This is a genomic window from Streptomyces sp. NPDC021012 (assembly GCF_044333355.1).
Lineage (GTDB): Bacteria > Actinomycetota > Actinomycetes > Streptomycetales > Streptomycetaceae > Streptomyces.
On the sequence record NZ_JBIRQU010000027.1, the window covers coordinates 12,676 to 39,632 of the forward strand.

27 protein-coding genes and 6 pseudogenes are annotated in these 26,957 nt (G+C 69.2%); 22 read left to right on the forward strand and 11 right to left on the reverse strand.

Annotated features, from left to right (window positions below; translation table 11 throughout):
* Positions 1–14: 14 nt before the first annotated feature.
* Complete coding sequence (locus ACH4TP_RS39840; RefSeq protein WP_398440664.1) at positions 15–1,295, forward strand: cyanophycinase; 1,281 nt, start codon at positions 15–17, stop codon at positions 1,293–1,295.
* A 508-nt stretch (positions 1,296–1,803) separates the two neighbouring features.
* Here the strand turns inward: ACH4TP_RS39840 and ACH4TP_RS39845 are convergent.
* The gene (locus tag ACH4TP_RS39845) at positions 1,804–2,679 is read right to left on the reverse strand and encodes a MurR/RpiR family transcriptional regulator (protein WP_389238946.1); all 876 of its coding nucleotides are present in this window, start codon (positions 2,677–2,679) and stop codon (positions 1,804–1,806) included.
* A gap of 382 nt (positions 2,680–3,061) precedes the next feature.
* On the opposite strand from ACH4TP_RS39845, the gene ACH4TP_RS39850 reads away from it, so the two are divergent.
* From ACH4TP_RS39850 to ACH4TP_RS39875, 6 genes are all read left to right on the forward strand, one after another.
* Complete coding sequence (locus tag ACH4TP_RS39850; protein WP_398190282.1) at positions 3,062–3,241, forward strand: DUF6480 family protein; 180 nt, start codon at positions 3,062–3,064, stop codon at positions 3,239–3,241.
* A gap of 842 nt (positions 3,242–4,083) precedes the next feature.
* Positions 4,084–4,326 carry a hypothetical protein gene (locus tag ACH4TP_RS39855; protein WP_398440665.1) on the forward strand — a complete coding sequence of 81 codons (243 nt, stop codon included), beginning with the start codon at positions 4,084–4,086 and terminating at the stop codon, positions 4,324–4,326.
* Positions 4,327–4,689: 363 nt separating this feature from the next.
* Positions 4,690–5,079, forward strand: coding sequence for a DUF6479 family protein (locus ACH4TP_RS39860; protein WP_398190287.1), 390 nt, complete (start codon positions 4,690–4,692; stop codon positions 5,077–5,079).
* Positions 5,080–5,721: 642 nt separating this feature from the next.
* Positions 5,722–6,282 carry an SUKH-4 family immunity protein gene (locus tag ACH4TP_RS39865; protein WP_398190290.1) on the forward strand — a complete coding sequence of 187 codons (561 nt, stop codon included), beginning with the start codon at positions 5,722–5,724 and terminating at the stop codon, positions 6,280–6,282.
* Positions 6,283–6,361: 79 nt separating this feature from the next.
* Positions 6,362–7,132, forward strand: a complete 771-nt coding sequence (locus ACH4TP_RS39870; protein WP_398440666.1) for a transposase — start codon at positions 6,362–6,364, stop codon at positions 7,130–7,132.
* Between the two features lie 192 nt (positions 7,133–7,324).
* Positions 7,325–7,837, forward strand: a complete 513-nt coding sequence (locus tag ACH4TP_RS39875; RefSeq protein WP_398440667.1) for a hypothetical protein — start codon at positions 7,325–7,327, stop codon at positions 7,835–7,837.
* A gap of 146 nt (positions 7,838–7,983) precedes the next feature.
* Here ACH4TP_RS39875 and ACH4TP_RS39880 read toward each other — a convergent pair whose 3' ends face one another.
* The 4 genes from ACH4TP_RS39880 to ACH4TP_RS39895 all read right to left on the reverse strand — a co-directional run bounded on the left by ACH4TP_RS39880 (position 7,984) and on the right by ACH4TP_RS39895 (position 11,364).
* Positions 7,984–8,754 carry a transposase gene (locus ACH4TP_RS39880; protein WP_398440668.1) on the reverse strand — a complete coding sequence of 257 codons (771 nt, stop codon included), beginning with the start codon at positions 8,752–8,754 and terminating at the stop codon, positions 7,984–7,986.
* A 61-nt stretch (positions 8,755–8,815) separates the two neighbouring features.
* Entirely contained in the window at positions 8,816–9,223 is a 408-nt protein-coding gene (locus tag ACH4TP_RS39885) for a DUF6188 family protein (RefSeq protein WP_398190302.1), read from the reverse strand.
* Positions 9,224–9,457: 234 nt separating this feature from the next.
* A complete protein-coding gene (locus ACH4TP_RS39890) occupies positions 9,458–10,654 on the reverse strand; it encodes a macrolide family glycosyltransferase (protein WP_398440669.1) in 1,197 nt (398 codons plus the stop codon).
* 56 nt (positions 10,655–10,710) lie between these two features.
* On the reverse strand, positions 10,711–11,364 hold the full coding sequence (locus tag ACH4TP_RS39895; RefSeq protein ID WP_398440670.1) for a CatB-related O-acetyltransferase: 654 nt from the start codon (positions 11,362–11,364) through the stop codon (positions 10,711–10,713).
* Between the two features lie 99 nt (positions 11,365–11,463).
* Between ACH4TP_RS39895 and ACH4TP_RS39900 the strand changes: the two genes are divergently transcribed.
* Entirely contained in the window at positions 11,464–12,090 is a 627-nt protein-coding gene (locus tag ACH4TP_RS39900; protein WP_398440671.1) for a TetR/AcrR family transcriptional regulator, read from the forward strand.
* An 867-nt stretch (positions 12,091–12,957) separates the two neighbouring features.
* Positions 12,958–13,452, forward strand: a complete 495-nt coding sequence (locus ACH4TP_RS39905) for a Mu transposase domain-containing protein (protein WP_398440672.1) — start codon at positions 12,958–12,960, stop codon at positions 13,450–13,452.
* A 66-nt stretch (positions 13,453–13,518) separates the two neighbouring features.
* On the opposite strand, the gene ACH4TP_RS39910 is transcribed toward ACH4TP_RS39905, so the two are convergent.
* On the reverse strand, positions 13,519–14,427 hold the full coding sequence (locus tag ACH4TP_RS39910; protein ID WP_398190317.1) for a LysR family transcriptional regulator: 909 nt from the start codon (positions 14,425–14,427) through the stop codon (positions 13,519–13,521).
* A 114-nt stretch (positions 14,428–14,541) separates the two neighbouring features.
* On the opposite strand from ACH4TP_RS39910, the gene ACH4TP_RS39915 reads away from it, so the two are divergent.
* From ACH4TP_RS39915 to ACH4TP_RS39940, 6 genes and pseudogenes are all read left to right on the forward strand, one after another.
* Entirely contained in the window at positions 14,542–15,396 is an 855-nt protein-coding gene (locus ACH4TP_RS39915) for an SDR family NAD(P)-dependent oxidoreductase (protein WP_398440673.1), read from the forward strand.
* 19 nt (positions 15,397–15,415) lie between these two features.
* Positions 15,416–15,736: pseudogene (locus ACH4TP_RS39920) on the forward strand (nuclear transport factor 2 family protein); the annotation flags it as partial.
* A 90-nt stretch (positions 15,737–15,826) separates the two neighbouring features.
* A complete protein-coding gene (locus ACH4TP_RS39925) occupies positions 15,827–17,074 on the forward strand; it encodes a glycosyltransferase (protein WP_398440679.1) in 1,248 nt (415 codons plus the stop codon).
* A 95-nt stretch (positions 17,075–17,169) separates the two neighbouring features.
* On the forward strand, positions 17,170–18,042 hold the full coding sequence (locus tag ACH4TP_RS39930; RefSeq protein WP_398190323.1) for an NAD-dependent epimerase/dehydratase family protein: 873 nt from the start codon (positions 17,170–17,172) through the stop codon (positions 18,040–18,042).
* On the forward strand, positions 18,035–18,865 hold the full coding sequence (locus tag ACH4TP_RS39935) for an MBL fold metallo-hydrolase (RefSeq protein ID WP_389238922.1): 831 nt from the start codon (positions 18,035–18,037) through the stop codon (positions 18,863–18,865). Before ACH4TP_RS39930 ends, ACH4TP_RS39935 begins: the two co-directional genes overlap by 8 nt.
* On the forward strand, positions 18,862–19,407 hold the full coding sequence (locus ACH4TP_RS39940; RefSeq protein WP_398440674.1) for a DUF4396 domain-containing protein: 546 nt from the start codon (positions 18,862–18,864) through the stop codon (positions 19,405–19,407). Before ACH4TP_RS39935 ends, ACH4TP_RS39940 begins: the two co-directional genes overlap by 4 nt.
* 44 nt (positions 19,408–19,451) lie before the next feature.
* Here ACH4TP_RS39940 and ACH4TP_RS39945 read toward each other — a convergent pair.
* Positions 19,452–19,715 (reverse strand): annotated as a pseudogene (locus ACH4TP_RS39945) (flavodoxin family protein); the annotation flags it as partial.
* A 300-nt stretch (positions 19,716–20,015) separates the two neighbouring features.
* On the opposite strand from ACH4TP_RS39945, the gene ACH4TP_RS39950 reads away from it, so the two are divergent.
* The gene (locus tag ACH4TP_RS39950) at positions 20,016–20,387 is read left to right on the forward strand and encodes a DUF6896 domain-containing protein (protein WP_398440675.1); all 372 of its coding nucleotides are present in this window, start codon (positions 20,016–20,018) and stop codon (positions 20,385–20,387) included.
* 5 nt (positions 20,388–20,392) lie between these two features.
* On the opposite strand, the gene ACH4TP_RS39955 is transcribed toward ACH4TP_RS39950, so the two are convergent.
* Positions 20,393–21,200, reverse strand: a protein-coding gene (locus ACH4TP_RS39955) for an IS5 family transposase (protein WP_398440680.1) whose coding sequence is annotated in 2 segments (ribosomal slippage) — positions 20,393–20,861 and positions 20,860–21,200 — 810 coding nt in all. Because the reading frame shifts where the segments join, the coding sequence is not laid out codon by codon here.
* 250 nt (positions 21,201–21,450) lie between these two features.
* On the opposite strand from ACH4TP_RS39955, the gene ACH4TP_RS39960 reads away from it, so the two are divergent.
* The 4 genes and pseudogenes from ACH4TP_RS39960 (at position 21,451) to ACH4TP_RS39975 (ending at position 23,728) form a co-directional block, all read left to right on the forward strand.
* Positions 21,451–21,915 carry a DUF2199 domain-containing protein gene (locus ACH4TP_RS39960; RefSeq protein WP_398440681.1) on the forward strand — a complete coding sequence of 155 codons (465 nt, stop codon included), beginning with the start codon at positions 21,451–21,453 and terminating at the stop codon, positions 21,913–21,915.
* Between the two features lie 33 nt (positions 21,916–21,948).
* Positions 21,949–22,404, forward strand: a complete 456-nt coding sequence (locus tag ACH4TP_RS39965) for a DUF6228 family protein (protein WP_398440676.1) — start codon at positions 21,949–21,951, stop codon at positions 22,402–22,404.
* Positions 22,405–22,959: 555 nt separating this feature from the next.
* Positions 22,960–23,203 (forward strand): annotated as a pseudogene (locus tag ACH4TP_RS39970) (DUF6959 family protein).
* A 102-nt stretch (positions 23,204–23,305) separates the two neighbouring features.
* On the forward strand, positions 23,306–23,728 hold the full coding sequence (locus ACH4TP_RS39975; protein WP_398440677.1) for a transposase family protein: 423 nt from the start codon (positions 23,306–23,308) through the stop codon (positions 23,726–23,728).
* On the opposite strand, the pseudogene ACH4TP_RS39980 reads toward ACH4TP_RS39975, so the two are convergent.
* A pseudogene (locus tag ACH4TP_RS39980) lies at positions 23,706–24,380 on the reverse strand (transposase family protein). The gene ACH4TP_RS39975 and the pseudogene ACH4TP_RS39980 overlap by 23 nt on opposite strands.
* Positions 24,381–24,637: 257 nt before the next feature.
* Between ACH4TP_RS39980 and ACH4TP_RS39985 the strand changes: the two are divergent.
* Positions 24,638–25,377, forward strand: a pseudogene (locus tag ACH4TP_RS39985) (transposase family protein).
* A gap of 214 nt (positions 25,378–25,591) precedes the next feature.
* Entirely contained in the window at positions 25,592–25,720 is a 129-nt protein-coding gene (locus ACH4TP_RS39990; protein ID WP_398190757.1) for a hypothetical protein, read from the forward strand.
* Positions 25,721–25,861: 141 nt separating this feature from the next.
* On the opposite strand, the pseudogene ACH4TP_RS39995 reads toward ACH4TP_RS39990, so the two are convergent.
* A pseudogene (locus tag ACH4TP_RS39995) lies at positions 25,862–26,116 on the reverse strand (hypothetical protein); the annotation flags it as partial.
* On the reverse strand, positions 26,020–26,727 hold the full coding sequence (locus tag ACH4TP_RS40000; RefSeq protein WP_398440678.1) for a DUF4232 domain-containing protein: 708 nt from the start codon (positions 26,725–26,727) through the stop codon (positions 26,020–26,022). The gene ACH4TP_RS40000 and the pseudogene ACH4TP_RS39995, both read right to left, overlap by 97 nt.
* Positions 26,728–26,957: the final 230 nt, after the last annotated feature.

Below are 26,957 nucleotides of genomic sequence, written 5' to 3' on the forward strand. Positions count from 1 at the left end.
CCTTCGGAGGCATCATGCGCGTACCTTCCGCTCCATCCCGCCGCGCCGTCCTCGCCGGCGGCCTCGTCGTGGCCCTCCTCACCGCGGCCGCCCCCGCGAGTGCCGCCGCCCGACCCCAGACCGGATCCCTCGTGCTGGTCGGCGGAGCACTGAAGGACAACAACACCCAGGTCTACGGCGAGATCATCAAGCGAGCAGGCGGCCCGCAGGCCCGCATCGGCATCATCACCGCCGCCTCCGTGCCCGAAAGCCAGGACCCCTACGCCGACGACCCCGACCGGTGCAGCAACTCCGCCTGCAACGGCGCCTACTACGCCGACCTCTTCAAGCGCCACGGCGCCGCGGACGCCCAGTGGATCCCTCTCGACATCGACCACGTGGCCAACGCCGACTCGGACGCCGTCGTCGCGCAGGTCGAGTCCATGACCGGCTTCTTCTTCGGCGGAGGCGACCAGTACCGCTACCTCACCACCCTCCTGCGCGGAGAGGAGCACAAGGACTCCAAGGTCCTCGCCGCCATCCGTGCCAAGCTCGCCCACGGGGCCGTGGTGTCCGGATCCTCCGCGGGCGCCCAGGTCGCCTCCGGCCCCGACATGGTCAGCGGCGGCGAGTCCTACGAGTCGCTCCGGGACGGCAGCGCCCCCGGCTACTTCGACGACCCCACCCGCCTCGGATACATCCCCCAGGGAGGGTTCGGCTTCCTCCGCTCCGGACTCGTCGACACCCACACCGGTGCCTACGGACGCGAAGGCCGGGCGCTGCGCCTCGCCTCCGACACCGGCCACGACCGCGTCTACGCCCTCGAGGAGAACACCGCCCTGGTCGTCGACCGCCCGGGCAGCAATCGTGAGCACATGACGGTCCTCGGCCCGAACGGCGTCGCCGTCCTCGACCTGCGGGACGCCCGCGCACACGACTCCGCGAACGGCTGGTCCCTCCGCCGCGCCCGGTACAGCTACCTCACCGACGGAGACCAGTACGACGCCCGCACGTGGACACCGCGCGTCCACCCGGCCAAGCAGCCCCTGGTCCCCGCCGTCACGACCCCCGTGCCTGCCGACACCGACGTCTTCCACTCCGCCGCCAACCCGGACGGCACCCCCTACTCCTTCCGCACCACCGCCCGCGCCCTCGCGTCGACCCGGGCACAGAACAGCGCCACCGCGACGACCTTCGAGACCGGACCGCGGTTCACCGTGAGCTTCACCAAGGCCCGAGGGTTCGCCGCCTTCACCGGAGACGGCACCAGCGCCCGGACCCTCATCGCGCTGCAGATCGACATCGCGCCGCACTGATCGGCCGGGTGGCGGGGCCGGCATCGCCAAGAGGGCCGGCTCCGCCGCTTTCTCCTCCGGGAGCGGATCACCTGTGCTGAATCGGCTCCCCGCGCGCGGGCCCAGGAAGACGACGACGGCATGCGCCTCTCTGACCGACGACATCCGCCGCGAGACGAACGGGCACATTCCGCCCGAATGCGAAGCGTCCGGTGTCCTGCTCCCCGCCCGACCAGCCGTCGGATTCGGGACCACTGCAACCTCACCGAGCGCGCGGCCTTCAGCGGTCCCCACTCCCGAGATCGGTTGCCCGGTCCCGTGGTCGTCCTGCCCGGCCTCACGATCAAGCCGAACCGCACGTTCACGGACAAGAAGGCCAGACAGAAATCCGTGGACTTCGTCGACTACCTCAACGCCGGCCCGCCCTCCGAGCCGCTCCTCACAGGCGTGGGCCCGCCTGCGAAGCGTCTCCGCGGCGACGCTTCGGCGCACACCACGGAGGGGCGGGAGCCGACCGCGGAGGGTCCGCTCACAGGAGACCGGTGCGCCGGGCGACCCCTTCCGCCTGCTTCATCCGTTCGTGGCCGTCGCTGCCGACGCGGTCGAGGACCTCGGCGACGAGCAACTCGACGACCGCCAGGGCCGGTGTCAGGCTGTCGTAGGGGGAGTCCGAGGACACCTGGGTGGTGAGGACGACGTCCGCGTGGGCGGCGGCGGGTGAGAGCCAGGGGTCGGTGAACACGATGACCTTGCCGCCGCGCTCCCTTGCCAGTTCGGCGATGAGTGTCTTGTCGGCCTCGTAACGCCGGTAGTCGAAAAGCACGGTGACGTCGCGTCGGGCGAGCTGCGTGAGGAAGGACGTCCGCTCCACGTCCTTGTGCGGCAAGAGGCCCACCTGGTCGCGGAACTGCATCAGGTGCAGGCCCAGATACTCGGCCAGAAGATGTGTGAACCTTCCCCCCGCCAGGTGCACCCGGCGTCTGGGGTCGCTGAGAAGGGTCACCGCCTCCTCGAACTCGTGCTGGGCGACCTCGTCGAAGGTCTGGGAGACCGCCTGCTGTACAAGGGCGGAGCGCTCGCCGAGAGGGGTGCCCACGGAGCTCCGAGGGGCTGTCGTCTCCCGCTCCGACGTCTCCGCGGCCGTGTAGAGGGTGATGGGCGACGCGTTACGAGCGTCGAGCTCCGAGCGGAGCGCCGCCTGCAGATCAGGAAAGCCCTTGTAGCCCAGTCGCGACGCGCACCGCAGCACCGTGGGTGCCGAAACGCCGGCCCGCTCCGCGATCGTGGCGACCGTCTCGAAGACCGCAGCGGGGTAGCCGGCCAGCAGGACCCGCGCGACCTTGCGCTCGGCAGGGCTCAGCTCTCCGAGCCGACTGCGGATTTCGTCGGCCAGCGTGGGGCTCATGGACTTCCCTTCTGCAGGGGGAGATCGGCGAAGGCTGCGCACGGTCTTCAGGGCCGCGCCATCTGGCGTTCCCTATTTCATTTCATGGGTTTTCGGGGGGTAAATGTATCGCCTATTACGAGATCTGGACAGTCTCCCGGATGCGACGACGAGCGCAGCGTGGGCGGAGGCCGGTACGAATCCTCCTGAGGGCCTGCGGCGCGCCTGCTGACGAGTGCGTGGTCGCGGCGACGTGCGTGGGGAGCCGGATGCCGCAGGGCGGGACCCTGACTGTTCACGTCGCCTATCGATGCGCGATCGATGCGCCTCGCGATGGCGGGGGTGGAGGGGGACGGTGGAAGCCCGGCGGCGATGGGCCGCCGCGCACAGGGAGCGATCAATCATGAGCGTGCCGTTCGTACCTCCTGAGGAAACCCCGCCCGTGGAGGGCTGCACCTCCTCGGCCCACCCCGAGCGCCCCGACGGTGGCACCTGGGAGCACCCGATGATCTGGGTCTCCCTGATCGTTTTCGGCGCTGTTCTCGGCGCGTCCTTCTTCCTGTTCCGGATCTTCGGTTTCTGATCCGAACGACGACGCCGAAACGGGCCGGCTCCTCATGGCGGACCCGCGCAGCCCTGACCGGACCACGAGGCGATGGCCAGGAAGCAGCTTGGGCGACATGATCCGCACCAGGCCCTTGCCCGCCTACCGGACGTGCCGCACACCATCGCGGTCAAGGCGTCTGCGCTCGTCCCCGTCCTGCGTCTGCGCGCGTCCCCATTCTGCGGCTGCTCGCGGGCGCCGGCACGGGCTGCGAAACAGCGAGTCCGGGGGAGGCCGGGCCGGCACTGGCCGCGGGGTTCGCACCCCACGACATCTCCTGGACTCGCCGCCCAAGACCCGGACTGAGATCCGGGAGGCACTCACTCTGGGCACCGCGCTGAACGCGGACGAGCTCGCCGAACCCGAACCCGAACCCGAATGCGAACGCGAACGCGAACGCGTGGAAGCCCTGAGACCCGCCGTCTCCGTCTCCGCCACCGGTCTGTGCGTCAACCCGCAGGTCGGCCGCGACACCAACGCCGCGATGAGCACGGCGACGGCACGCCCCACGTTCGGATTCGCCCTCGACGACCCGGGCACGCGTCCGGGTGCTGGACGCCTTCCCGCGGCGCCCCCGGCTCACCCGCCCGCGCGTCCACGTCGGCTCGCAGGGGTGCCCGCCGCCGCTGATCGCCCGAGGGCTCGATGACCAGGTCGGGCCCTCATCGACGCGGAACCCGCCCTGCTCGACGGCCGGTGACAGGTGGTCACGGAGTTCGGCCAGTCGCTCTGAGCGAAGAACGGCTTCACCGCTGCCGTGGTCGAGTGCCTCAAGGAGTCGGGCGGTCGGAGGACCGCCGTCACCCACGCGCGGAGCGCAGGTGGCCACTCGTACGGTGTTCATGCCCGAGGGCGACGCCGTGGTACCGCGCGACACCGGCGCCTCCTACTTCTCCGCCCCCTGGGCGTACAACAGCCTCCCGACCATGGGAGTTCACGGCTTCCTGTACCGGGACGGCGGTGTCGGGTCGGCGCCGGTGCGGACGCCGCAGACGCTCGGTGAGGCGGTGGACGAGAGCGGCGCGTCCCACGCGACGGCGCTTACGACGGGGTTCAGGTCCTGATGAGGTTCGGCCCACCCTCATGCCGACGGCGGGTGGGCGGCTCCGCTGCAGGCGGCATGGGTGCTGGGCACCATCAAGAACACGTCTCCCCTCGGCATACAACGATGCACAAACGGTGCGAGTCGCCGCCGCGGTCCGCCGGAGACACGATGAGAGCAGGTTGATGGACCAGGTCCCACGAGACCAGCAGAAGCGACCGGGCCACTGGCGGACTGGTTCCGCTCCAGCAGACGGCACCACTCCTCGCACGATGCCGCCGCGCTTCCACGCCGGAGCTTCTCCTCGTCCTGGGCATCTCCGACCGAATACCACCCGACCGGTTCCTCGCCCTGCCGGCGACGGTCCGACGATGAGGACACCTCCATGAGCCTCCACACCTTCGCCCTCGAAGAGCAGCGACTCGCCGCCGGGGTCTGGCAGTCCGGTCTCGCCCAAGTGATCGGCGGCCTGATCGTCGTCGCCGTGCTGATCGGCGCCTTCGCTCTCGGCATCCGGGTCTCGGAGCGGGAACTCCCTCCTCCGGACCCGGAGAGCCAACCGCGCCGGCCGGTGACCAACCGGCACCCCGGCGAAGTGTCCGAGTACCGCCGGCCATCCGAGATGCCGCACACCGACGGGGAACACCGCCTCATGCCTTACAACCTGCGGAACTCAGGTGAGGCCTTGGACGCCCCTCGCAGCGAGGAGCAGCGCAAGTGGGGCGGCATCTCCAGCGGCGGATTCGGAAGCGGCGGCACCGGTCACGGGGACTGAGCGCCGAGCCGTCCTGTTCCGTTCGGACCCGTCAGCCGTTACGCCGTCGCGAAAACGCACCACGCCGCGTGGGGTACGAGCGCGGGACGCCGTGGGGCGCGGGGGGGCCATGCGGCCGGTACGACGTACCAGCGCGACATTGCTGACGTCCAGCAGGAACTTGGCGACGGCCCCGGGACTCCGGCAGTGGAAGAACAGCCGGGGCCGACTCGCGTCGAGTGCCATGCTCACTCCTGACCGCGCGGCCAGGGATGCGTACAACGGAGTCCACACCACCCCGAACAACCACGGCGGCAGCTGCCACACCGGCAGCTGCCGCCGTGATTGTTCAGCCAGCCTCTCCAGTCGGCGCGGCCGACGGCCCCCAGTCGGATGACCGACGGCGGCGGAGCCTCTGGCCGCGCCGACCTCTGCCGTGCTCCGAAGAGCATCCTGCGGCAGAGGGCGCCGCCGACCGTCCAGGCACTGGGGCGGAGCCGGACCGTTCGACGACCACGCCCGGCCGCCAACCCGGCCAGGCGGCTTGAACAGGCCCCCTCCGGGTACCCGCCGTCTAAGGGCTGTCCCGCAAGTGCGGCCGTGCCTTGACCTGAGATCGGCTCGATAGGGTCAGGACCACAGCCGACGGAAGAGGATCGTTCGATGGCGACGTACGACCAGCTGACCGAGTGGGCTGGTCTGGGGCATGTCACGCGAGCCGGACGGGACGTTGTGGCTGGCTGGCGGATCCCAGGCTTCATGAAGGCGCAGCTCGTCGAGGTGGGCATCCCGGTAGCTCCGCGCCTCATCGAACGAGTCGTGATGCAGAGCGAGGCTGAGCCAGCCCTGCTCACATCCCGGGGCCCGCTCTACCGTCTCACCGAGCAGGCGGACCCCGATGATCAGGCCGAGCGGTCATCGTTCGGCGTTGAGCCGGAGACCGGGACGGTCTACTTCGTCATGCCGGATGGGGAGGCGTGGTTCGCCAACTCGGGTGTCGGCGTGTGGCTCGACGTCCTTCACCACTACGGCATCTGCGTCACCGTCTCAGAGCTTCTCAGCGAGCCGGACGGCCCCGAGGAGTACCTCTCTGAAGAGGAGGAAGAGCGGGCTTTCGCCGAGCTGAACCGGCTGGCCGAGGAGCTGAAGGAGATCGACCCTGCAGCCTTCAACGGCTACGAGGGGTTTCTCTGGCCAGGGTTCCTGGACCGCTGGCTCTACTGACCTCGGCTGGCGGATCCAGGGCCTGCAGGTCTGGACCCGTGCGGGATGTCAGGCCGCCCACGACTGAGATGATCTTCATGTGGGGGCTGTGATCACGGCGTCGGAGCCGTCATGGATAGCGCCGTACTCCGGGCTCACTCCGAGCCGGTTCGGCAAACTGATCACCGTGCTGCGGCGCGGAGGCTTGCCCATGGTTTGCAGGGGCCGTCCGTGGAGTCTTCCGCTGGAAGACCGGGTGTTGCTGGTTGCCGCGTACTGGCGGACGAACCTGACCTTGCGGCAGCTGGCTCCCTTGTTCGGGATCTCGAAGTCGGCCGCGGGCCGGATCGTGAGCCGGCTCGGGCCCTTGCCCGCGCTGCGGCCGCGGAGCCGCTTCCGCAGAGACACGGTGCTGATCGTGGACGGCACCTTGGTGCCGACACGGGACCACAGCGTGGCGGAGCAGTCCAAGAACTACCGCTACTCGACCAACCACCAGGTCGTTATCGATGCCGACTCACGCCTTGTCGTCTCCGTCGGCCGGCCCGTGCCCGGCAACCGCAACGACTGCAAGGCATGGGAACTGTCCGGCGCCAAGAGCTCGGTCGGCAACACCACCGTCATCGCGGACGGTGGCTACCGCGGCACCGGCCTGATCATCCCGCACCGCCGAGAACCCGGCCAGACCGAGCTACCGGCTTGGAAGGAAGCCCACAACACCTCCCACCGCAAAGTCCGCGCCCGAGTCGAGCACACCTTCGCCCGCATGAAGGCCTGGAAGATCCTCCGCGACTGCCGCCTGAAAGGCGACGGCGTCCACCACGCCATGCTCGGCATCGCCCGCCTCCACAACCTCGCCCTGACCGGATAGCGGATCTATGACGACGGCTGATGAGGAGCACGTCTGAGATCACTTGTGGGACAGCCCTTAGTGGCCTGCCAGGCCCAAGGGCTTGGGGTTCGTCATGACGATGGGGTGGTCCGGCTTAAGCCGAGGTTCTCAGACGATGGGGGCGTCCTGAGGTGACGCAGCCCGATAAGGGCGTGGTTTCTTGATCTCGGAATGAAGAAGAAGCACCATCGAGATATGAGCCTCGTTCACCTGGTCCTGACCAAGTACTGGACTCGCGGTTGCTACTACGCAGAGGAGGTCCATGGCACATCAGAAACGGAAGAGCGTGACCGTTTCCTGTTCAACCAGCAAACGGGCATCTCATATAGGAACGTGCCGTGGTCTGGCCCTCGCCAAATGGACCCCTACGACCGATCTTGGCACGAGGTCGGGGACTGCCCCTGGGGCACCACCGTCTACAAAGGCGAGGGAAGTCCGCAGCCGACAACACCACATCTTGTTCTGAACGACATGGTTGGAACTCGCCACTGCTACGCAACAAAGAGGAACAAGGACGGAAGCCTACACTGCTTCGCCGACAGCAAGGACTACAAGAATGCTCCCGAAGACACTTCTTCGGATCCACAAGTCGGATCCCGGCACGATCTGAAGGATTGCCCTTGGCCAGAGGATGAGGTAAGGGGGATGAATCTCTTCTACCGCATGTTCGTGACAAAAGGATGAGCTGATCTCGCGGAATTCCTTGACTGGCCATCGGCGGTCATCCTCGCGTCTCTTTGCGACCAGTAGCGACCCGTTGGCGAGGGAGCCTGCTAAGGGCTGTCCCGTAAATGATCTGCGGCGCGCCAATCGACCAGCGGCGCTGTGTCTCACCCGACGAGGGTGAGGTTGTGGAGGCGGGCGATGCCGCGCATGGCGTGGTGAACGCCCTCGCCCTTGAGGCGGCAGTCACGGAGGATCTTCCACGCCTTCATGCGGGCGAAGGCATGCTCGACGCGAGCCCGCACCTTGCGATGGGAAGCGTTGTGCTCCTCTTTCCAGGTCGGTAGTTCGGCCTGACCGTGTTCCCGGCGGTGCGGGATGATCAGGCCGGTGCCGCGGTAACCGCCGTCAGCGATCACGGTTGCCCTGCCAACGGCGGCCTTCGCACCGGACAGCTCCCATGCCTTGCAGTCGTTGCGGTTGCCCGGCAGGGGCCGGCCGAGGGCGACGACGAACCGGGTGTCGGCGTCGATGACGACCTGGTGGTTGGTGGAGTACCGGTAGTTCTTCGAACGCTCGGCGATGACGTGGTCGCGAGTGGGGACCAAAGTGCCATCCACGATGAGCACGGCGTCCTTCGGGAACCGCTTGCGGGGCTGGAGCGCGAGCAGGGGTCCGAGGTGGTTGATGACTCGGCCAGCTGTGGACTTCGAGACGCCGAACAGCGGAGCGAGCTGCCGCAACGTCAGGTTGGTACGCCAATAGGCCGTGACCAGCAGCACCCGATCCTCCAGCGGCAGACTCCACGGCCGACCCCGGTGGATCACATCTGCTCCATCGCGCCGCAACGCCGTCAGCAGTTTGCCGAAGCAGCGTGGGCTCAGCCCTGCGAATGGGGTTATCCAAGACGGCTCCGACGCCGTGATCACACTCGCCACCTCGTGATCATCGATCAGAGCCGGTCCATGCTCGCAGGCCGGGTCATCGAACGAGGCCGGTCTACGTCTCGGAGCCGGGATCGCGTATTGCCACCCCGCCGCCGGGCTTGGCGGTGAGAACTCCATGGTGGCGGACCGTCACTGTCCATGCTGACCGCTCGTCATTGATCGGCACCAGCAAGCGCCAACCGCCCGCGAACAGGATACGGAGAGCTCCCTGATCGGAAACGCTGACCTCGGCAACAGCCTGACGCAACAGCTCCGTAGCCTTGCCGAGGTTCGTCTGCGGCCATGCCGAAAGCCCGTACGCCCGCTCGTCAGCCACAAGTTCCGCTCCCGAGCACAGCATGATCTCGTTCGACTCGATGCGGAGCCGAAGCCGGTCGTCGATGACGAGCTCTGACACGCCCAACCCGCGGAGCGCAGGCACGCGCCAACCATCATCCACCCGCACTATGCCCAGAGTCATGACGGCACCCTATCGATCCCCGGAGCCGAGATCTTTACGGGACAACCCTTAGGGAGGGAGCGAGTGGAGCGGCGTCCAGGACATGCCCAGGTACAGCCGTCGCGGCAAGACCGAGGTCACAAGCAGGCTGACGGACACCGACCTCGAAACGCTCATGAAGGCCGCGCATGCAGCATCCAGAAGCTGAGCCAGAACCCCTGGAGAAAGTGAACGAAGCAAGGAAGGGGCAGCGCTTCAGAGTGCGGGGTTCTCGGCTGCGGCCAGCATGTTCTCGATGAGGTCGGCGGCGCGCGGGGTGCCGCCCTCGGCTCGGGCGGCGGCCTGCAGCTGCTTGGACCGGTCGACGCGTTCTGGGTCCGTGACCAGGTCTTCCAGTGCCGCGCGAAGAGTCTCGGCGATGGCGTCAGCGGTGTCCACGCGGCGGGCGACGCCGAGTTCGACGAGCCGGTCGGCGTTCATGAACTGCTCGGCTCCCTGGGGCACGGCGATCATGGGAACGCCGGCGAGGAGTCCTTCGCCGCAGCTGCCCATGCCGGCGTGGGTGACGAAGGCATGGGCCTGTTCCAGGATGGCCCGCTGCGGGACCCAGGAGTGCACTTCGACGTTGGGCGGGACGGTGCCGAGTTCCCCGGGGTCGGTGTACTTGCCGATCTGGAGTACGACGTGCCAGCCGGGCAGGTCGCCGAAGGCCGCGATGCACTGCCGGTAGAACGCGGGCTGGCGTGTGTACGCCGAGCCGAGCGAGATCAGCAGCACGTTGTCCGCGGCCGCCGGACGGGTCCAGCCGTCCGTGTCTGCTCGGGTGTCGAAGCAGGGGCCTACGAAGGTCACCGTGTCGGTGTCGACTCGATCGGCGTGCGGTTGCATCGCTCGCGGGATCAGGGCGAGGGCCCGGGCGGGCGGGCCGGAGAACGTGTCCACGTCCGTGGTGGTCGCACCGCAGCCGGCCAGCCATCGTGCGAACCTGTCCCGGTACGCGTCGGCGCCCGGCAGTTTCCGCAGGTGCGCGGCGACTTCCTCCTGGTAGCCGTCCCAGCCGACGAACGTCGGGGACAGCTGCACGAGGGGACGGCCCTGGGCTTCGGCGAGGGCGCGCGCGGCATAGGCGCCGATGTCGTAGAGGTACAGGTCGGCCGGATCGTCGTCGTAGGCGGCGCGCAGTTGCGGGAGTGCCTGGACGGCGTCGTCGAGGAAGAGGCCCGCCGCGGCGATGGGATCGACAGGCCAGTCGTTGTCCGCGACGGGCAACGTGGAGGCGCAGGGCACCAGCTCCGCGCCGGCGGACTCGATCCGGTCGGCCACGAACGGGTCGTTGGCGTAGGTGACCCGGTGCCCGCGGGCCACCAGCTCGCGGATGAGCGCGAGGCTGGGCAGGACATGGCTGACGATGGGGACGCCGACCATCGCGATGTGGGCGCGGCCACGGGACATGGGCGATCACTCGTTTCTGGCGCGGGGCGGGTTCGGGTGGTGTGGCGAGGACGGTGTCAGGGCTGGTCGATCTGTGCGGCGGCCTCCTCCAGGTCGGCGACGGTCCCCGACATGATCGTCCGTACATGCCTGGTGATGTGCTGCACGGGCCAGTCCCACCACGCCACGGCGAGGAGCCGGGCGATGTCCGCGGCGTCGTAGCGGGTACGGATGAGCCGGGCGGGGTTGCCGCCGATGATGCCGTAGTCGGGGACGTCGCCCGTGACCACGGCGCCGGCGGCGATGATCGCGCCGTGACCGATGCGTACACCGGGCATGACCGTGGCGCCGTGGCCGAACCACACGTCGTTGCCGACGACCGTGTCGCCCCGGCCGGGCAGGTCGGTGATCAGGTCGAAGTGCTCCGCCCAGGAGCCCCCCATGGTGGGGAACGGGAAGGTGGAAGGACCGTCCATGCGGTGGTTGGCGCCGTTCATGATGAACCGGGTGCCCGTCCCCAGCGCGCAGTACTTGCCCAGGACAAGCCGCTCGGGACCGTAGTGGTAGAGGACGTTGCGCGTCTCGAACGCGGTCGGGTCGTCCGGATCGTCGTAGTAGGTGAAGTCACCGACCTCGATCAGCGGCGACTTCACCAGCGGCTTGAGCAGGACCACGCGCGGGTGCTCGGGCATCGGGTGGAGCACGGTGGGGTCAGCGGGAACGGGCGGCATCGTGGAGGTGATTCCTCTCTGGTGAGCCTATAGCGACAACTGTCGCGTTAAGATGCTGGCACAGCCCTGCCGCTTTGATCAACCGGATACTGATTGCCGATGACAGACCCACTGGACACGACGTCGGACCGCCGTCCGGGCGGTCGCACCGCCCGCATCCGCGCCCAGGTTCTCGATGCGGTGCGCGCCGAACTCGCTGAAGGCGGCCACGAAGGACTCACGATGGAGGGTGTCGCGACGCGGGCCGGAGTGCACCGCGCCACGGTCTACCGGCGTTGGCGCGATGTCGGCGGCCTGCTCGTCGACGTCATCGAGGCCGCCGGCGAGGTCGACTGGCAGCCGCCGGACACCGGCTCGCTGCGCGGCGATCTGACAGCACTCAACCAGGAGATCCAGGAATCCCTGGTCGTACAGCCGTCGTTCGCCGTCGCCCTGATGGCCGCCTCGTTCCACTCCGAACAGGCCGCACGGGCCCAGACGCGGTTGTGGTCGGACCGGTACGGCCAGTGCGAGATCCTCGTCGAGCGCGCCGTCGAGCGCGGCGAACTCCCCGCACAGCACACGGACGCGCGAAGCCTGCTGATCGCCGCCACGGCGCCGCTCTACCACCAGCTGGTGCTCCTGCGTGCCAAGCCGGACCCGCAGCTCCCGAAACGGGCAGCAGAAGCGGCAGTCCTGGCGGCTGGCGCGGGCGCCTTCTCCGTCCGTCGGGAAGAGAGCCTGTGAACGAGGAGACAGGCAGCGAGCGCAAACGCAGTCAAGAGCGCGACAAGACCTGGATCACGGTCCCGTAGCCCTGGTTCGGACACCAGAGAGCAAGCAGCCGCGAGGTCGACTCATGAGGGATCGCCCACGGCGGCGGGCTGTCGGGGCGCGCTCGGCGACGTGCCGGGCGAACGCGCCCGCACGGGGGCGGGTATACCGCTCCGGGGAGGGGGTCGAGGCGTGACGAGAGCGGGCCGGCAGCATCGGGGTGGAGGCGCCTCCCTCGGGTCTCCCGCGGGTCCTCCCGCGGGTCCTCCCGCGGGTCCTTCCTCGGGTCCTCCCTCGGGTCCTCGACGTCCTCGGGTGAGGCCAAGGGGTGGGCCGGCAGCCCGGTGTTCTCCTCGCGGGTCTCCTCAGCCCGACGGTAGGGGAGCCGGGCCCGGCCGGCCCGCGGGACACGTCCAGGGGCGTTGTCCCGGCGGGGGCCTTGCGGCCGGTGAGGAACAGCGGGCCGCGGCTACGGCCGGCGATGGGCCGGGGCAGCGGTTGGGTGGCGTCGGACTGCCAGTGGATCCACTCGGTCGGCAGCGCCCCGCACCGCGATGATCCCGCGCCGCAGATACCGGAGAAGGGCTGCGTGGCGGCGTACCGGGTGCAGCGCCGCCTGCGGCACGAGGCTGCAAGGGGCATCGGGCATCCGGGACCGCGATCGGTCCGACGACTCCCATCCGACCGGCCCACCGGCAAGGGTCGGGTCGTGCGGCAGGTGAGTATCGTGCATGACCATGTCTTGGCGGGTCGGGCATTTCCCTGCCTGGAAGAACTCGACACCGCGTTCACTGCTTGGGCGCCGATGCGTCGGGCCCGCGCCATCGCACCCACGGCGAGGTGATCGGAGTCCGCGCCGTACGGGACCACGCCGCCCTGCGGCCACTGCCGCCGAACCCGTACGCGGTGGTCGACCGGCACCTGCGACACGTCGGCAAGGATCGCCTGGTCGCCTTCGACTCCCACCTCTGCTCGGTTCCGGCCCGCAAGGTCCGCCACCGGCAGCTGGTGGAGATCCGCGCGTCGGCGGCCACGGTCACCTTGCACGCCACAGTCTCGGACGCCGAGGGAAGCACCCTGCCGGCCGTCCGTTCACGGGCGGTCGGCCGCGGCGCGAGGATCGTCGACGAGGCTCACTGGGACGGCCTTCCAGGCGGCCACACTCGCGCGACGATCCCAGGCCCCGGCCCGGAACGGACACCGCGACCCATGAAGCCCGCCGAGGAGTACGGCCCGCCGCAGGCCCTGCCCAAGCGGTCAGCGGCCGCCCAGCCGGCACTCGCTCATGTGCGCTACTACCGGCGGGTCGCGCTTCGGCTGCTCTGCGAGGACTGACGGCTCTGCGAGGGCTGACGGCTCTTCGAGGAATAGTGGCTCTTCGTCGCCTGCGCGCGGACGTGCTCAGAAGTACAGCGCGCCGATGTCGCGGACGGTCCGGGCGAGGGCCCGGACCAGCTCGTTCTCGGCGTCGCGGCGCCAAACCAGGCCGTAGGGAATCGTCCCCATCTCGGGAACCGGCACGAAGCGCACGTGGGACATGGACCAGTAGCGGGTGACGTGTGAGGGGAAGGGGTGGATGATCTCGCCGGTGATGACGAGGTTGATCAGCTCGTCGGAGTTGGTGGCCCAGTCGATGCGTTCGATCGCCTTGCCTCGTGGGGTGTAGAAGGGCAGGTAGGCGTCCTCCCAGTAGCCGGACATGTCGGGGATCATGGCGTGGGCGAAGTCGCCGAGGGCTTCGAACGGGACCTCGCGTCTTCCGGCGAGTTCGTGGTCCGCGGCGACGGCCAGCACGCGAGGGTCGTGGAAGAGGACCGGGCCGACGGTGAGATCGGGTTCGTCCACCGGCAGCCAGGTGACGAAGACGTCCATGTCGCCGTCGCGGAGCCTGGCGAACGGTTCGACGTACGGTGCGCTGCGTATCTGCAGCTCCCACTCGGGGTGGCGGGAGCGGAACGCCTCCCAGTAGCGGTGCAGGTCGGGCACGTTGAAGGGCATCAAGCCGACCCGCAGGCGTGCGGTCTTGCCGCGGGCCGCCAGTCGGGCACGTTCCAGGCTGTCTCGCAGGTGTGCGTGGAGCGGCCGCAGATCGTCACACAGCTGTCGGCCGAGCGCGGTCAGCCTCACCTGGCGGCGGTTGGAGCGGTCGAACAGCAGACCGCCGAGCTGTCGCTCCTGACGGCCGATCACCTGGCTGACACGCGCCTGCGTGAGGTGCAGCCGGGCGGCCGCCCGGCCGAAGTGCAGCTCCTCCGCCAGTGTCAGAAAGATCTCGATCTCGCGCATGTCCATGGTGCCGACCCCCGTCATAAGCCTGGATTATCGGATCTTACTGATCTTGGGTGTTGATGGCCGTGGCACCGGCCTGAAGGATCGTCAGCAGGTCACACCGCTACGACGACCCCTCGAACAGGAGCACCGTCCATGAACGCCCCAGCCCGACCCACCGGCCGCGTCTGGTTCATCACCGGCGCCAGCCGCGGCCTCGGCCGCGCATTCGCCGAGGCGGCCCTGACGGTCGGCGACCGCGTCGTGATCGCCGCCCGAACCACGGCCGCGCTGGAAGAGCTCGCGAGCGCCCATCCGGGCCGAGCCCTGGCGCTCACGCTGGACGTGACCGACCGCGACGCCGTGTTCGCGGCCGTCGCCGAGGCGGTCGGCCACTTCGGACGGCTCGACATCGTCGTCAACAACGCCGGGATGCTCTCGATGGGCATGGTCGAGGAGTTCGGCGAGTCCGAGGCGCGCGCCCAGCTGGACGTCAACTTCTTCGGCGCCCTCTGGGTGAGCCAGGCCGTCATGCCCGTGCTGCGCGAACAGGGCTCCGGCCACATCGTGCAGGTCTCCAGCATCGCCGCCCTGGGCGGCTTCCCCAGCACCGGTCTCTACAGCGCCAGCAAGTTCGCCCTGGAAGGCCTCAGCGAAGCGCTGGCCCTGGAGGCGGCCGCCTTCGGGATCAAGGTCAGCATCATCCAGCCCGGCGGCTACTGGACCGACCTCTACGCCGCGATGCGCAGCACGGACCCCCTGGAGGCGTACGCCCCGCTCCGCGAGGAGCTGGCCCGGCAGTTCGCCGAGGGCTCGGTCGACAGCGACCCGAAACTCGCCGCAGCCGCGCTGCTCGAGCTGGTCGACAGCGACGAACCGCCGCTGCGCCTCCTGCTGGGCAGCATGGTCTACGACCTGGCCTTCGACATCGCCCGCGCCCGGGCGGAGACCTGGTCGGCCTGGGAGCACGTCAGCCGGGCCGCGGAACACGCCATCGCCGGACCGGCCTGACGGCCCGGGAGGCAGCGACATGTCGTTCCTCGTCACGGCCGAGGTCGTTCACCGCTTCAACCGCGCCTTCATCCACCACGACGCCTCGCTGCTCGACGACCTGCTCGCCGACGACTGCGTGATGGAGGCGAAGGAGCCGTCCCCCGACGGGGCCCGATACGAAGGCCGCGCCGCGTGCCTGGAGTTCTGCCGCGCACTCGCCGAGGACCGCACCGTGCAGTACGAACCGGAGGCCGTCGTCATCACCGGTGAACGGGCGACGGTCCGCTGGCGGTGCCGCTTCGGCGACGGCCCGGCCGACACGGTCCGCGGCGTGACCCTCGCGCTCGTCCGGGACGGCCTGATCGTCGAGTGCCTCGGCTACAGCAAGACCCGGACGACAGGCAGTCGGCCGAGCCCGGAATCCACGGACATCCTCAGGAGTCGTGACATGCGTGTGTTGTTGATGGCGTACGGCTCGCGCGGGGACGTCGAGCCGATGCTCGCACTCGGGACGGCCCTGCAGGCACTCGGCGCGGAGGTGCGGGTGTGCGCCCCACCGGATTTCGCGGAGCTGCTGGACGGCGTCGGCATCCCCCTGGTACCGCTCGGCCCGTCACTGCGCGACATGGCGACCAAGGCGGTGACCGAGACGGCGAAGCCCCCGGTGGAGAGCCTGCCGGAGCGCGCGGCCCGCATGGTCGCCACCACGTACCAGGCCGTCGTCACGGCGATCGAGGGATGCGACGCGGTGGTGGCGACCGGTCTGCTCCCGGCGGCGGCCGCCGCCCGGTCGGCCGCCGAGGAACTGGGCATCCCCTACCTGTTCGTCGCCTACTTCCCGACCTACCTGCCGTCGCCGCACCACCCGCCGCTCGCGTGGCCGGGCCGGCCGCTCCCGCCGGGCGTGACCGACAACCGGGTGCTGTGGGACCAGAACGCGGAGCACCTGAACGCGCTGTTCGGCGAGGCGGTCAACACACACCGGTCGGCCATCGGCCTGCCGCCGGTGGACGACGTCCGCGACCACGTATTCACCGACCGTCCCTGGCTGGCGGCCGACCCGCTCCTCAGCCCCTGGCCGCAGCCGGCGGACCTCGACGTGGTGCAGACCGGCGCGTGGACAAGGCCGGACGAACGGCCGCTCCCGGCCGAGCTGGAGGCCTTCCTGGACGCCGGCGAGCCGCCCGTGTACGTGGGCTTCGGCAGCATGCCCGTACGCGACCCGCACGACGTCACCCGGGCGGTCGTCGAGGCGGCCCGCGCCCGGGGGCACCGCGTGCTCCTCTCCCGCGGCTGGGCCGACCTGGCGTTGACCGACGAGGACGGCGACTGCTTCCTGGTCGGCGAGGTCAACCACCAGGCCCTGTTCGGCCGGGTGGCCGCCGTCGTGCACCACGGCGGCGCCGGCACCACCACCACGGCCGCCCGGGCCGGCGTGCCCCAGATCGTGGTCCCCCAGATGGCGGATCAGCCGTACTGGGCCGGCCGGGTGGCCGAGCTGGGCATCGGTGTGTCCCACGACGGACCGACCCCGACCTTCGACTCCCTGTCCGCCGCCCTCGGGACGGCCCTGACCCCCGACATCCGCTCACGGGCGAGAGAACTGGCTGCCGCGATCCGCACGGACGGGGCGGCGGTGGCCGCGAAGCTGCTGTTCGACGCGGTCGGCCCGCACACGGGGCACGCGTCCACCTGAACGGCACCGGACCTGCCGGGCGCGGCCTGTTCGCCCTTGCGGCCGCCCCTGTTGTCAAACACTCGAATGCTGTCAAGCATGTGAAAGGAACAGACGTGAACGTACTCGTGCTGGGTTCCACCGGCTACATCGGATCCGCCGTGGTGCGGCGGCTGCTGGCGGACGGCCACCAGGTGGTCCACTTCGTCAAGGACGCCGGTCGGCTCGGTCCCGACGTGGCGTCGCGCGTCGGCGATCTGACCGACCCGGCCTCGCTGCGGGCCGCCGTCACCGACGACATCGACGCCGTGCTGAACCTCGCCACGCCGACCGGAGACGAGACGGTGGACGCGGCGGCCGTGGACGCGCTGACCGAGCGGTTGCGCGGCACCGGGCGGGCGTTCGTGTACACCAGCGGCGTGTGGGTGCTCGGCGCCACCGGGGACACCGCGGTCGGCGAAGACGCCGCCACGGACGCGATCGCCATCGTCGGCTACCGCCCGCGCATCGAGCAGCGCGTCCTGGCGAGCGCCGCGGAGGACGTGCGGCCCGTGGTGCTGCGGCCCGGCATCGTGTACGGCCACGGTGGCGGCATACCCGGCCTGATGACCGGATGGGCCAAGGAACACGGCATCGGCCGGTACGTCGGCTCACCCGCCACCCGTTGGCCGATGGTGCACGTGGACGACCTCGCCGAACTCTTCGTGCTGGCCCTGACCAAGGCCGAGGCGGGAACCGTGCTGCACGGCGTGGCCCACGAGGCGGTGCCGGTCGCCGCGCTCGCCGCGGCCGCCGACGTCGCCGCGGGCGGCACCGGCCGGGCGGAGCCCTGGCCGCTGGAGCAGGCCGCCGAAGCCGTGGGCGCCCCGTTCGCCGAGGCCCTGGCACTGAACCAGGTCGTGTCCGGGCGCCGTGCCGTCGCCGACCTGGGCTGGCGGCCCGCCCGCCCGTACGTCCTGACCGAGCTGGCCGGAGGCGACCGTGGCTGACCTCACCGGTTCCACCCTGCCCATCTGTCGCACCTGTGGCACCCAGTACGCCGCCGCCCGCCCCGACTGCCCGGTCTGCCTGGACGAACGCCAGTACGTCGGGGCAGACGGCCAGCGGTGGACCAGCCTCGCCGAACTGCGCGCCGAGGGCCACGAAGGGCGCTTCGAGAAGCAGGGCCCGGACGTGCTCGGCATCGGCTGCACGCCCGACTTCGCCATCGGCCAGCGGGCCCTGCTGCTGCGCACGGCCGACGGCAACGTGCTGTGGGACTGCGTGCCCTACCTCGACGACACGATGATCCGCGAGGTGACGGAGGCCGGCGGGATCAGCGCGATCGTCATCAGCCACCCGCACTTCTACTCCGCCATGGTCGAGTGGGCCCATGCCTTCGACGCGCCCGTGTACCTGCACGAGGCCGACCGGCAGTGGGTCGGCCGCCCCGACCCCGCCCTGCGCTTCTGGAACGGACGGACCCACCGGCTGACCGACGAACTGACGCTGATCAACCCCGGCATCCACTTCCCGGGCAGCACGGTCATGCACTGGAACACCGGGGCGGGCGCCCTGTTCACCGGCGACGTGGTCAACGTCTGCCCGGACCGCCGCTGGGTCACGATCATGTACAGCTACGCCAACCACATCCCGGAGCGGCCCGACGCCGTGCGCGCCGCCGGAGAACTGCTCGCCGGCTACCGCTTCGAGCGGATCTACGGGGCATGGTGGGACCGCGTCGTCACCGGCGACGGCAACCAGGTCCTGGCCCGGTCGGTCGACCGCTACCTGCGCTTCGAACAGGCACCGCCGATGGAGCCCGGCTCATGACGACGACGCAACACGTCCACCACCCGGCCCACCACGCCGATCACGACCACGGCGGCCACCACCATCCCGCCGCCCACGGTCCCCGCCAGGGGAACGACTCCGCCCGTGTCGGCTGGAGGACGGCCGCGAGGGCCACCGCGCACTGCCTGACCGGCTGCGCGATCGGAGAGGTCCTCGGCATGGTGCTGTCCACCGCACTCCGATGGGGGAACACCGGCTCCGTCGCGCTGTCGGTCGCCCTCGCCTTCCTGTTCGGATACTCGTTGACCGTCCGCAGCGTCCTCGGGTCCGGAATCGGACTGAGGCGGGCGATCGGCGTGGCACTGGCAGCGGACACCCTGTCGATCGCCGTCATGGAGATCGCGGACAACCTGACCATGGTCGTCTTCCCCGGCGCCATGAACGCGACTCTGGGCGAGGCGATCTTCTGGACCGCCCTCGCACTCTCCCTCGCCGTGGCATTCACCGCCACCCTGCCGGTCAACAAGTGGATGATCGGCCGCGGAGGCGGTCACGCCGCCCTCCACGCCCACCACCACTGACCGCGACATCCGGAGCACCGATCCTCCGTGAACGAGCCGGTCGTTCAGCGGTGCTCCGGACGGGCGAATTCGGACCGGCCGCCCGCATTCCGGGCCGAACGCTGGTCGCCGTGCGCCGGGATCCCGCCGGCCCGCTTGAGCAGCGCGGCCAGCTAGGCCATGAACGTGGTGTGGCGGCTGGTGAAGTCGTTCCCCGGGCCGCCCGAGCCCGGGTCGAGGTACGAGGGCCCCGGCCCCACCTCGCCGATCCGGCCCGCGCCGGCCTGCGGCGGGACCGTGCAGCCGAGATGCTGGAGCCCGTAGAGCAGTCCAGCGGTGATCCCGAACCTGCTGCCGTACTCATCGAGTGGGCCTGCGTCTTGGGCCCGCTGCCGCTCGTCGAGGACGGCTGCCGCCATCGGGGTCGGTGCCGGCCCGCGGAGCTCGACCTGCCGGGTCACCCAGCCTCCGGCACCGAGACGGACACTCGCCATGGTGAGCGTGCCTGTTACTGATCGTTTCAGAATGCCGTCCTGCGGAGACGCTGGCGGCCCCATGGAACAATCCCTTCAGTCACGGGCTCAGGGGGATGACGCCGTATGGAACGGGTTGGGGCTGCGCGAGACCTCGTGCTCGGTTACGTCCATGCTCTGAACGCGATTGACGAGGCCATGAGGGTGGCGATCCCCTCGCTTGACCGACTGGCAGATGTCCTCGGCCTGGCCCGTTCGCGCCGGATCAACCGGAGTGGGCGCGTCGGCACCTACTCCTACACGGTTCATGGGGCAGGGTGCCGCTTCGTGTGCGACAACGGCATTGAGGTCGATGTGGACTTCGCAGCCGACGGGAGCGAAGTCTTCGACCTCTGGCGGCTGCGCTGGTATGGACTGAGCCTGCCGGAACCTCTTGACCTCACGGATCAGGACCTGCGGTCCGCAGTGCGGTCGCTGCAACCGCTTCTGACCGAGGTGCGACCGGGGTGGTTCAGCGTAGCCAGCTGATCGCTTCAGGATGAGGTTCGCAGGCGGCGGAGGCATATGAGGCTGCAGGCCAGTTCGAGCAGGCCCTGGTGGAGATCGGCGCGTCGCGCGTAGCGGATGCGGAGCCGCTTGAACTGGTACAGCCAGGCGAAGGCGCGCTCGACCACCCAGCGCACCTTGCCCAGTCCTGAACCGTGGGCAACGCCGCGTCGCGCGATCAACGGCTTGATGCCGCGCTTCCACAGCAGGCGGCGGTACTTGTCGAAGTCATAGCTCCGGTCTGCGTACAGACGCCGGGGCTTGCGGCGAGGACGTCCCCGCCGGCCCCGGATCGATGGGACGGCGTCCAGTAGCGGCAGGAGTTGGGTGACGTCATGCCGGTTCCCGCCGGTCAGCGTCACGGCGAGCGGGGTCCCGTGACGGTCCACAATCAGGTGGTGCTTGGAGCCGGGGCGGGCGCGATCGACGGGTGAGGGGCCGACGCGATCCCCCTTTGAGCGCCCGGACGTGTGCCCCATCCACGGAGCAGTCGTCCAGGTCCAGCAGACCAGCGCGGCGAAGCTCGATCAGCAGGGCAGCGTGCAGGCGCGGCCACATGCCGGCCTCGGTCCAGTCCTGCAGCCGGCGCCAGGCCGTCACCCCGGAGCAGCCCACCATCTCCGCGGGGACATCACGCCATGCAACACCGGTTCGCAACACGTACATGACACCGGCGAGCGCCACTCGGTCGGGAACGCGCAGCCGACCGGGGTGGCGATGGCGCCGTTCGGGAGCAGGCGGCAGCAGCGGGGCCACCCGCTCCCACAGGTCGTCAGGAACAAGATCAGCGCGCACGCCGGACAGCCTGCCGATCAAGATCGTCGAGTACAAGACTCGCGACTGAACTCATTCTGAAACGATCAGTAAGTCGCAGTTGAACCTGTCACCCCGCAGGTCAACGACCTTGTCCCTACAAGATCTAATGAGACGGGACACACGTCCCGCTTTGGGGTGGCTGACGAGTGGGATCACTAGGCTCCTTCCCATGACCAACGATCTCGGATTCACCTGCACGTGCTGCGGCGGGCACCACGACGAGCTGCCGATGAACTACTCCGCCGCCGCCCCCTACGTCTGGGACCCGAGTTTCGCGGATGCCCCCGACTGCCTGCTCTCCGCCGATCAGTGCGTCGTCCAGGCGCAGCACTACTTCGTCAAGGGCTTGATCGAGATACCGGTCATCGGCAGCGACGAGGTGTTCTCCTGGGGCGTCTGGGTCTCCCTCAGCCGCGAGAACTTCTCCCGCGCTGCCGACCTTTGGGACACCCCGGGACGCGAGTCGGAGAAGCCGTACTTCGGCTGGCTCACCACCGAGCTGCCGATCTACTCCCTCAGCACCATCAACCTGAAGACCCACGTCCACACCCGCCCAGTCGGCGAGCGCTCCCTCATCGAGCTCGAACCCACCGACCACCCGCTTGCTGTCGAACAGCGCGCCGGCATCACCATGAACCGCGTGCGCGAAATCGCCGAAGCCCTGTTGCACGGTGTCAGCGCCGAATCCGGATGACGCTCAAGGCAGGCCTGACCTAGCGTTCCGTGCATGACACCCCCAGACGTCCACCTCGACGAAAAGCCCAGCGTGCCCGTCCACTGCCAGGACAACTCCTCCGTGGGCGTGACGTTCTGCGACCGGTTCAGTTTCGACGCGGACTCCGTGCACTATGCCGTCGAGCTACGGGCTCCGGGCCTGACCGCTCGTGTCAACGAGGTCGTCGCCTGGATCTGGGACAGCGATCTCCCCACGTTCCTAGAAGAGCTCGTTGCCGACTACCGGGGATGGGAAGGCGAGCGGAGCTGGCAGACCGACGACCGAGACCTGACGGTGTCTGCCGTCTTCCGGTCCGGCGGCTACGTCGGGCTGACCTGGGCCTTGCGGCCGTGGCCACAGGCCGCTGGCGGCTGGGGCGCCTCGGTGACCACCTGGCTGGAGGCCGGCGAGCAGATGGCTTCCCTGGCGGCTGATGTTCGGAACTTCCTCACCGGGGAGCAGCCGTGACATCCGGCATGCGCATTACTTGGATGCTGGCGGGATCTGGGTCAGGGCCTCGGCGTTGTTGCGTGATGTTCGATTAGGGGATCGTCGGATTAGCTCAGAGCCGCTGCTGTGCCGAGGTCCCTGCCCCTTGGCGTTCCTGTCCTCAATGCGTCCCGGTGCTGTCGTGAAGTTGCACCTGAGGATTCCAGCCCTCGGGCTTCTCGCTCCCTGGACCGCGCCAGGGGCAGCCAGCCTCGATCCAATCGGCCCGTGCGTGCTGCACTCCGGCGGCGGTAGCGTCCTCGTAGCCGAACTCGATGAAGCAGCACGGACAGATGTCGTGCGAGGGCGTCAGTCCGTCAGACCCCCACGGTTGAGAGCCCTGATCGAAGCCGCATACTGGGCAGTTCGTTTCGATCCTCGGCGTTCTCGTCACGAGGTAAGGCTATAGCTGCTCCTGCACGCCCATCTGAGCGGTCAGACCACAGGTCAATGGTGGAGCGTCCTAGGGGTGGCCGGGTTGCCATTTGGGGGGCGATCTTGTTGATCGCAGCCCTGCTTCGGTTGGATGGTTCCATGGAACGCATCGAGATTGAGCTGTTGGTCCCCGGCGGGAACAGCCCGGTGGTTCGGATGCCCGGTCGGCGCTTTCCGGGCATCGTGTATTCGCAGTCAGGTTGCAGAGCTGGCGGCTGCATGCGCACAGGGTGATGTTGGCGGCGCGCTTGATCTCTCGCAGTTCCTCCTGTCCGACCTAGACGAGATCTCGGGCTCATACGAGGACGTCTTGGCGCAACACGGCATCCCCCGGCCCTACTGAGAGATCTGGGTAGGCACCCGATCAGGACGTCTCTGAGCGAGCACAGGAACGGGCTTCCGTGATCATGGAGTTCTCGACGCCCCATAAGCTGCCTGGAAGGCCATGCCTGCGAACGCGTTATTGCCGATCCTGCCTGTCTTTGACCAGCTCTGCGAGCAGCCCGAGGCCGCCTCTGGGGAGGTGCCCGGTCTGCTGGAGCGACTGGCCCAGGTGCCGGACCCGCGCGATCCGCGCGGCATGCGGCATGCCCTGGCGGTGGTGCTCGCGCTGACCGCGTGCGCGGTGCTGGCCGGGGCCACTTCGCTCCTGGCGGTCGGCGAATGGATCGCGGACGCGTCGCCGCTTGTGCTGGAGCAGCTCGGGGTTTGCTCCGATCCGGTGCTGCCTCGGCGGCTGGTGCTGGCGGAAGCGACGACCCGTCGGCCGCTGAACCGCATCGATGGCGACGCCTTGGGCCGGGCGGTGGGCGGATGGCTCGCCGATCGTCGCCCAGTGAGGGTCTTCAGCTCCGCCTCTCGAGGGTGAGGACGGCCTTGGCTATTGACGTGAGTCGGTGGGGACTGATCCGGGCCTTGCGGAAGATCCGTCAGGTCTTGAGCCGGGCGAAGGCCCGCTCGACCGGGAAGCGGAGCCGGGCATGCGCTCGGTTGACGGCAGCCTGTCTGGGCGTGGGGGAGCGTCCCAGGTGGCGTTTGAACGGCACCTGGAAGGTTCCGCCGGCACCGGCGTAGGTCTTGTCCGCCAGGACCGGGATCCGCAGCCTTTCACAGACGGTGACGATGCCATGGGTGCGGGCCGCGGTGATGTCGACCGTGCGGCCGGGCAGTGCGGGCGAGTACCAGATCAGCTCGCCCGCCGGGTCGGTGACGGCCTGGATGTTCACACCGTGCCGTAGGGCCTTGCCCGAGTAGTCCTGCTCATGGTCGCCGACCCGGTCGCACTCGGCGATGGTGCCGTCCACCAGGACGTACTCGGGCGGGCGCGGCGCAGGGCCTGCGTCAGGGACGGCGCTCTCGAGACGAGGGGTTCGATCACGCTCTGTACGTAGGCGTGGGCGGTGACCTCGCTGATCCGGAAGCCCTCGGCGAGCTTCGCGTAGGTGGACCAGGGTGATGATGGCGCGCTGCGAGGGCCTCAGCTTGCAGCGGCGGTCACCCTCTCGGGTAACGATCAGCATCGTGACCCACTCCACGAGCGCGTGCGGCAGGTCGAGTGCGGCAGGATAGGGGACCGACGAGGCCTCCGGTCAAAGCGGTTGAGACGTCAGATATCTCGAACCACTCCCTGAAGGCCTCGCCTGCTATCCGCAGACAGCCGTCACCCGATCGGTGACCACTCTGAAGATCCTTGGTGAACCTCTTTCATCCTGGGGTGCAGGGGTGAAATGGGCTGGTCAGCGAGGGTGGTGACGCGGCAGGGCCCCTCGTCGCCGACGTGGTGGTCTCACTCGTCACACCGGCGACCGAGGGGCTCTGTTGGTTCCGTATCGAGCCATGCTCGACGTCCCGTACGAGCTCGTCGAGCATGGCTCCTGGCTGATCTACGCCCGAAGGCGTGAACTGAACTCACAGTGGAGGCGGCTCGGCCGCTTCACGCAGGCCCTCCTCGCACTGGCCCATCTTCGTAAGAACGAGACGATCGAGGTGCTCGCCGCCTGGGCACCGGGCCTGCACGAAGCCCTCACCGGACTGGGCGAGGGCGACTTCGTCCTTGTCGATGGCACCCTCATCCCCACCGACCGCACCAAGGCGGACGAGCCGTACTACTCGCAGAAGCGCAAGCAGCACGGCATGAACGTGCAGGTCATCGCGCGCCCCGACGGCACACCGCTCTGGTTCTCCCGAGCGGCACCGGGCCGCACCCACGATCTGACTGCCGCGCGGGTCCACGGCATCGTCCAGGCCTGCCTGACCCGGGAGATCCTCGTCCTCGCGGACCGCGCCCACCAGGGCGCCGGCGCCACCGTCCGCACCCCGTACCACCGTCACCGCGAACAGCCCGAGCACTAGCAGCAGTTCAACCGCGTCCACGCCCGCCTCCGAGCACCCGGCGAACGCGCCTTCGCGCGGCTGAAGTCCTGGCGACTACTCCGGCGAGCCAGATGCCCCACCCGCCGCATCGGTACCATCGTCCAAGCCGTCCACACGCTGCTGAACTGCAGCTATTCAGGATGAAAACGGCTCGCTGGGGTCAGCGGGGGAAGCGTAGGCCAGCGGGCGTCGCCCGTATCATCTCCAGGTTGACAACCTGCGGTTTCGCCTGGATCCGGCAGTGGCGTGAGTTGCATCGGATGCAAGTCGGCTCGGACAGCGGGGACAGTGACAGCGCTGGCCTTACTTCCGCTGAACTGGACGCGCCCCAGGAGACCTGAGTGATCCAGCCCAGGCGGTGCATCCACTCCAAATCTACCCGGCGTACGCCGAGCCGGGCCGCGGCCTGCTCCGGCCCGAGCGGCGCCTCACGGCCCAGCAGCTCGGCCAGGCCCTGCCGCGGGTGGCGACCACCTGGTCGACCTGATCGGGGTTGAGGGAGCTGTACCGGCGGTTGCCGCTGAGGGCGGTCAGGAGGCCGAATGCGATCAGCCGCTCCACCGCGTAGGAGGACACCGTCGGCGGCCTTCTTCCGTAGCCGGTTGTAGGCGCCCTGCCATGAGCCGGAGAGCTCGGGCAGGTCCATCCATGGTGTCCCGGTGCGGTACTTGAACGCGATCGCGTCGATCACCTGCCGGTGATCACGCCACCGCCCCCCGCTTCGGTGTCCAGTCCGCCCCCCCCCGCAGCGGTTGCTGTGCGGGGGCCGGTGGGGTGGGGGTGGGGTCAGCCGGCGGGTGAGTCGCTGACCTTGCCCACGGGGCTGATCTCGAGCTTCCCGTTGTCCTCGCCGTCGGTGACGGGGAGCGTGCCTGCGGGCCACTTCAGGGTGACGTGCTTGGTCTCGTTGGGGGGTGTCACCACGATGTCGGTCAGCTGCACGCCGGAGCCGCCGCTGGTGTTGACCGGGAACGTGATGTTGAAGGCGGCGGTCTCTCCGTCCTTGAGGGTGTGCGGCAGGGCCTGCTCGCCGTTGCGGTGCACGGAGAAGGTGTCGCCCTGGGACGTCTTCAGGTCGACACCCGCGAAGCCGCTGATGCGGCAGCTGCTGCCGGTGTTCTTGAAGGAGACGGTGACGACGCCTTCCGTCTTGTCCGTGGTGTTGTCGGCGGCGGTGACCTCGAGCTCGTCGGTGCGGCAGATGCCGACCTTGCCGTCGCTGCTGTCACCGGTGCTGGCGCCTGCGCCCCGGTCGCTCCCACCGGTGCTGGCATCGGCGCCCTGGCCGTTCCCGCCCTCGCCGGTGCCGGTGCCGGAGCTCGGGTCCGCCTGGCCCGCGCCGCCGGTGCCGCCGGTTCCGCCCGCCTTGTCCGCCGACGCGGTGGGCCTGGCCTGCGTGCTGTCCGACGCGTTGTCCTCGCCGTTGCAGGCGGTGAGCGAGAGGGCGGCCACGAGGCCGATGGCGGCGGCGACGGCCTTGCGGGTGTGCAGCATGATTCCCCCGGGATGCGGTGCGGTCTGTGCGGTCTGGATGATGCCGTGGTGCGTATCTATTTGTACCGCGCAGTTAGTTACGAGCCGTCAGTAGTCATGTCCGCGTTTGGTCACAGAGGGGCTGCGCCCCGGCGGCTAGTAGTGCTTCGTTACGTCGGGTGATCTTGCCTGGTGGTGGGCATCTTCCGGCTATGAAGTTGGGGGAGGTGGAACGGCTCCGGGGTGAAGTG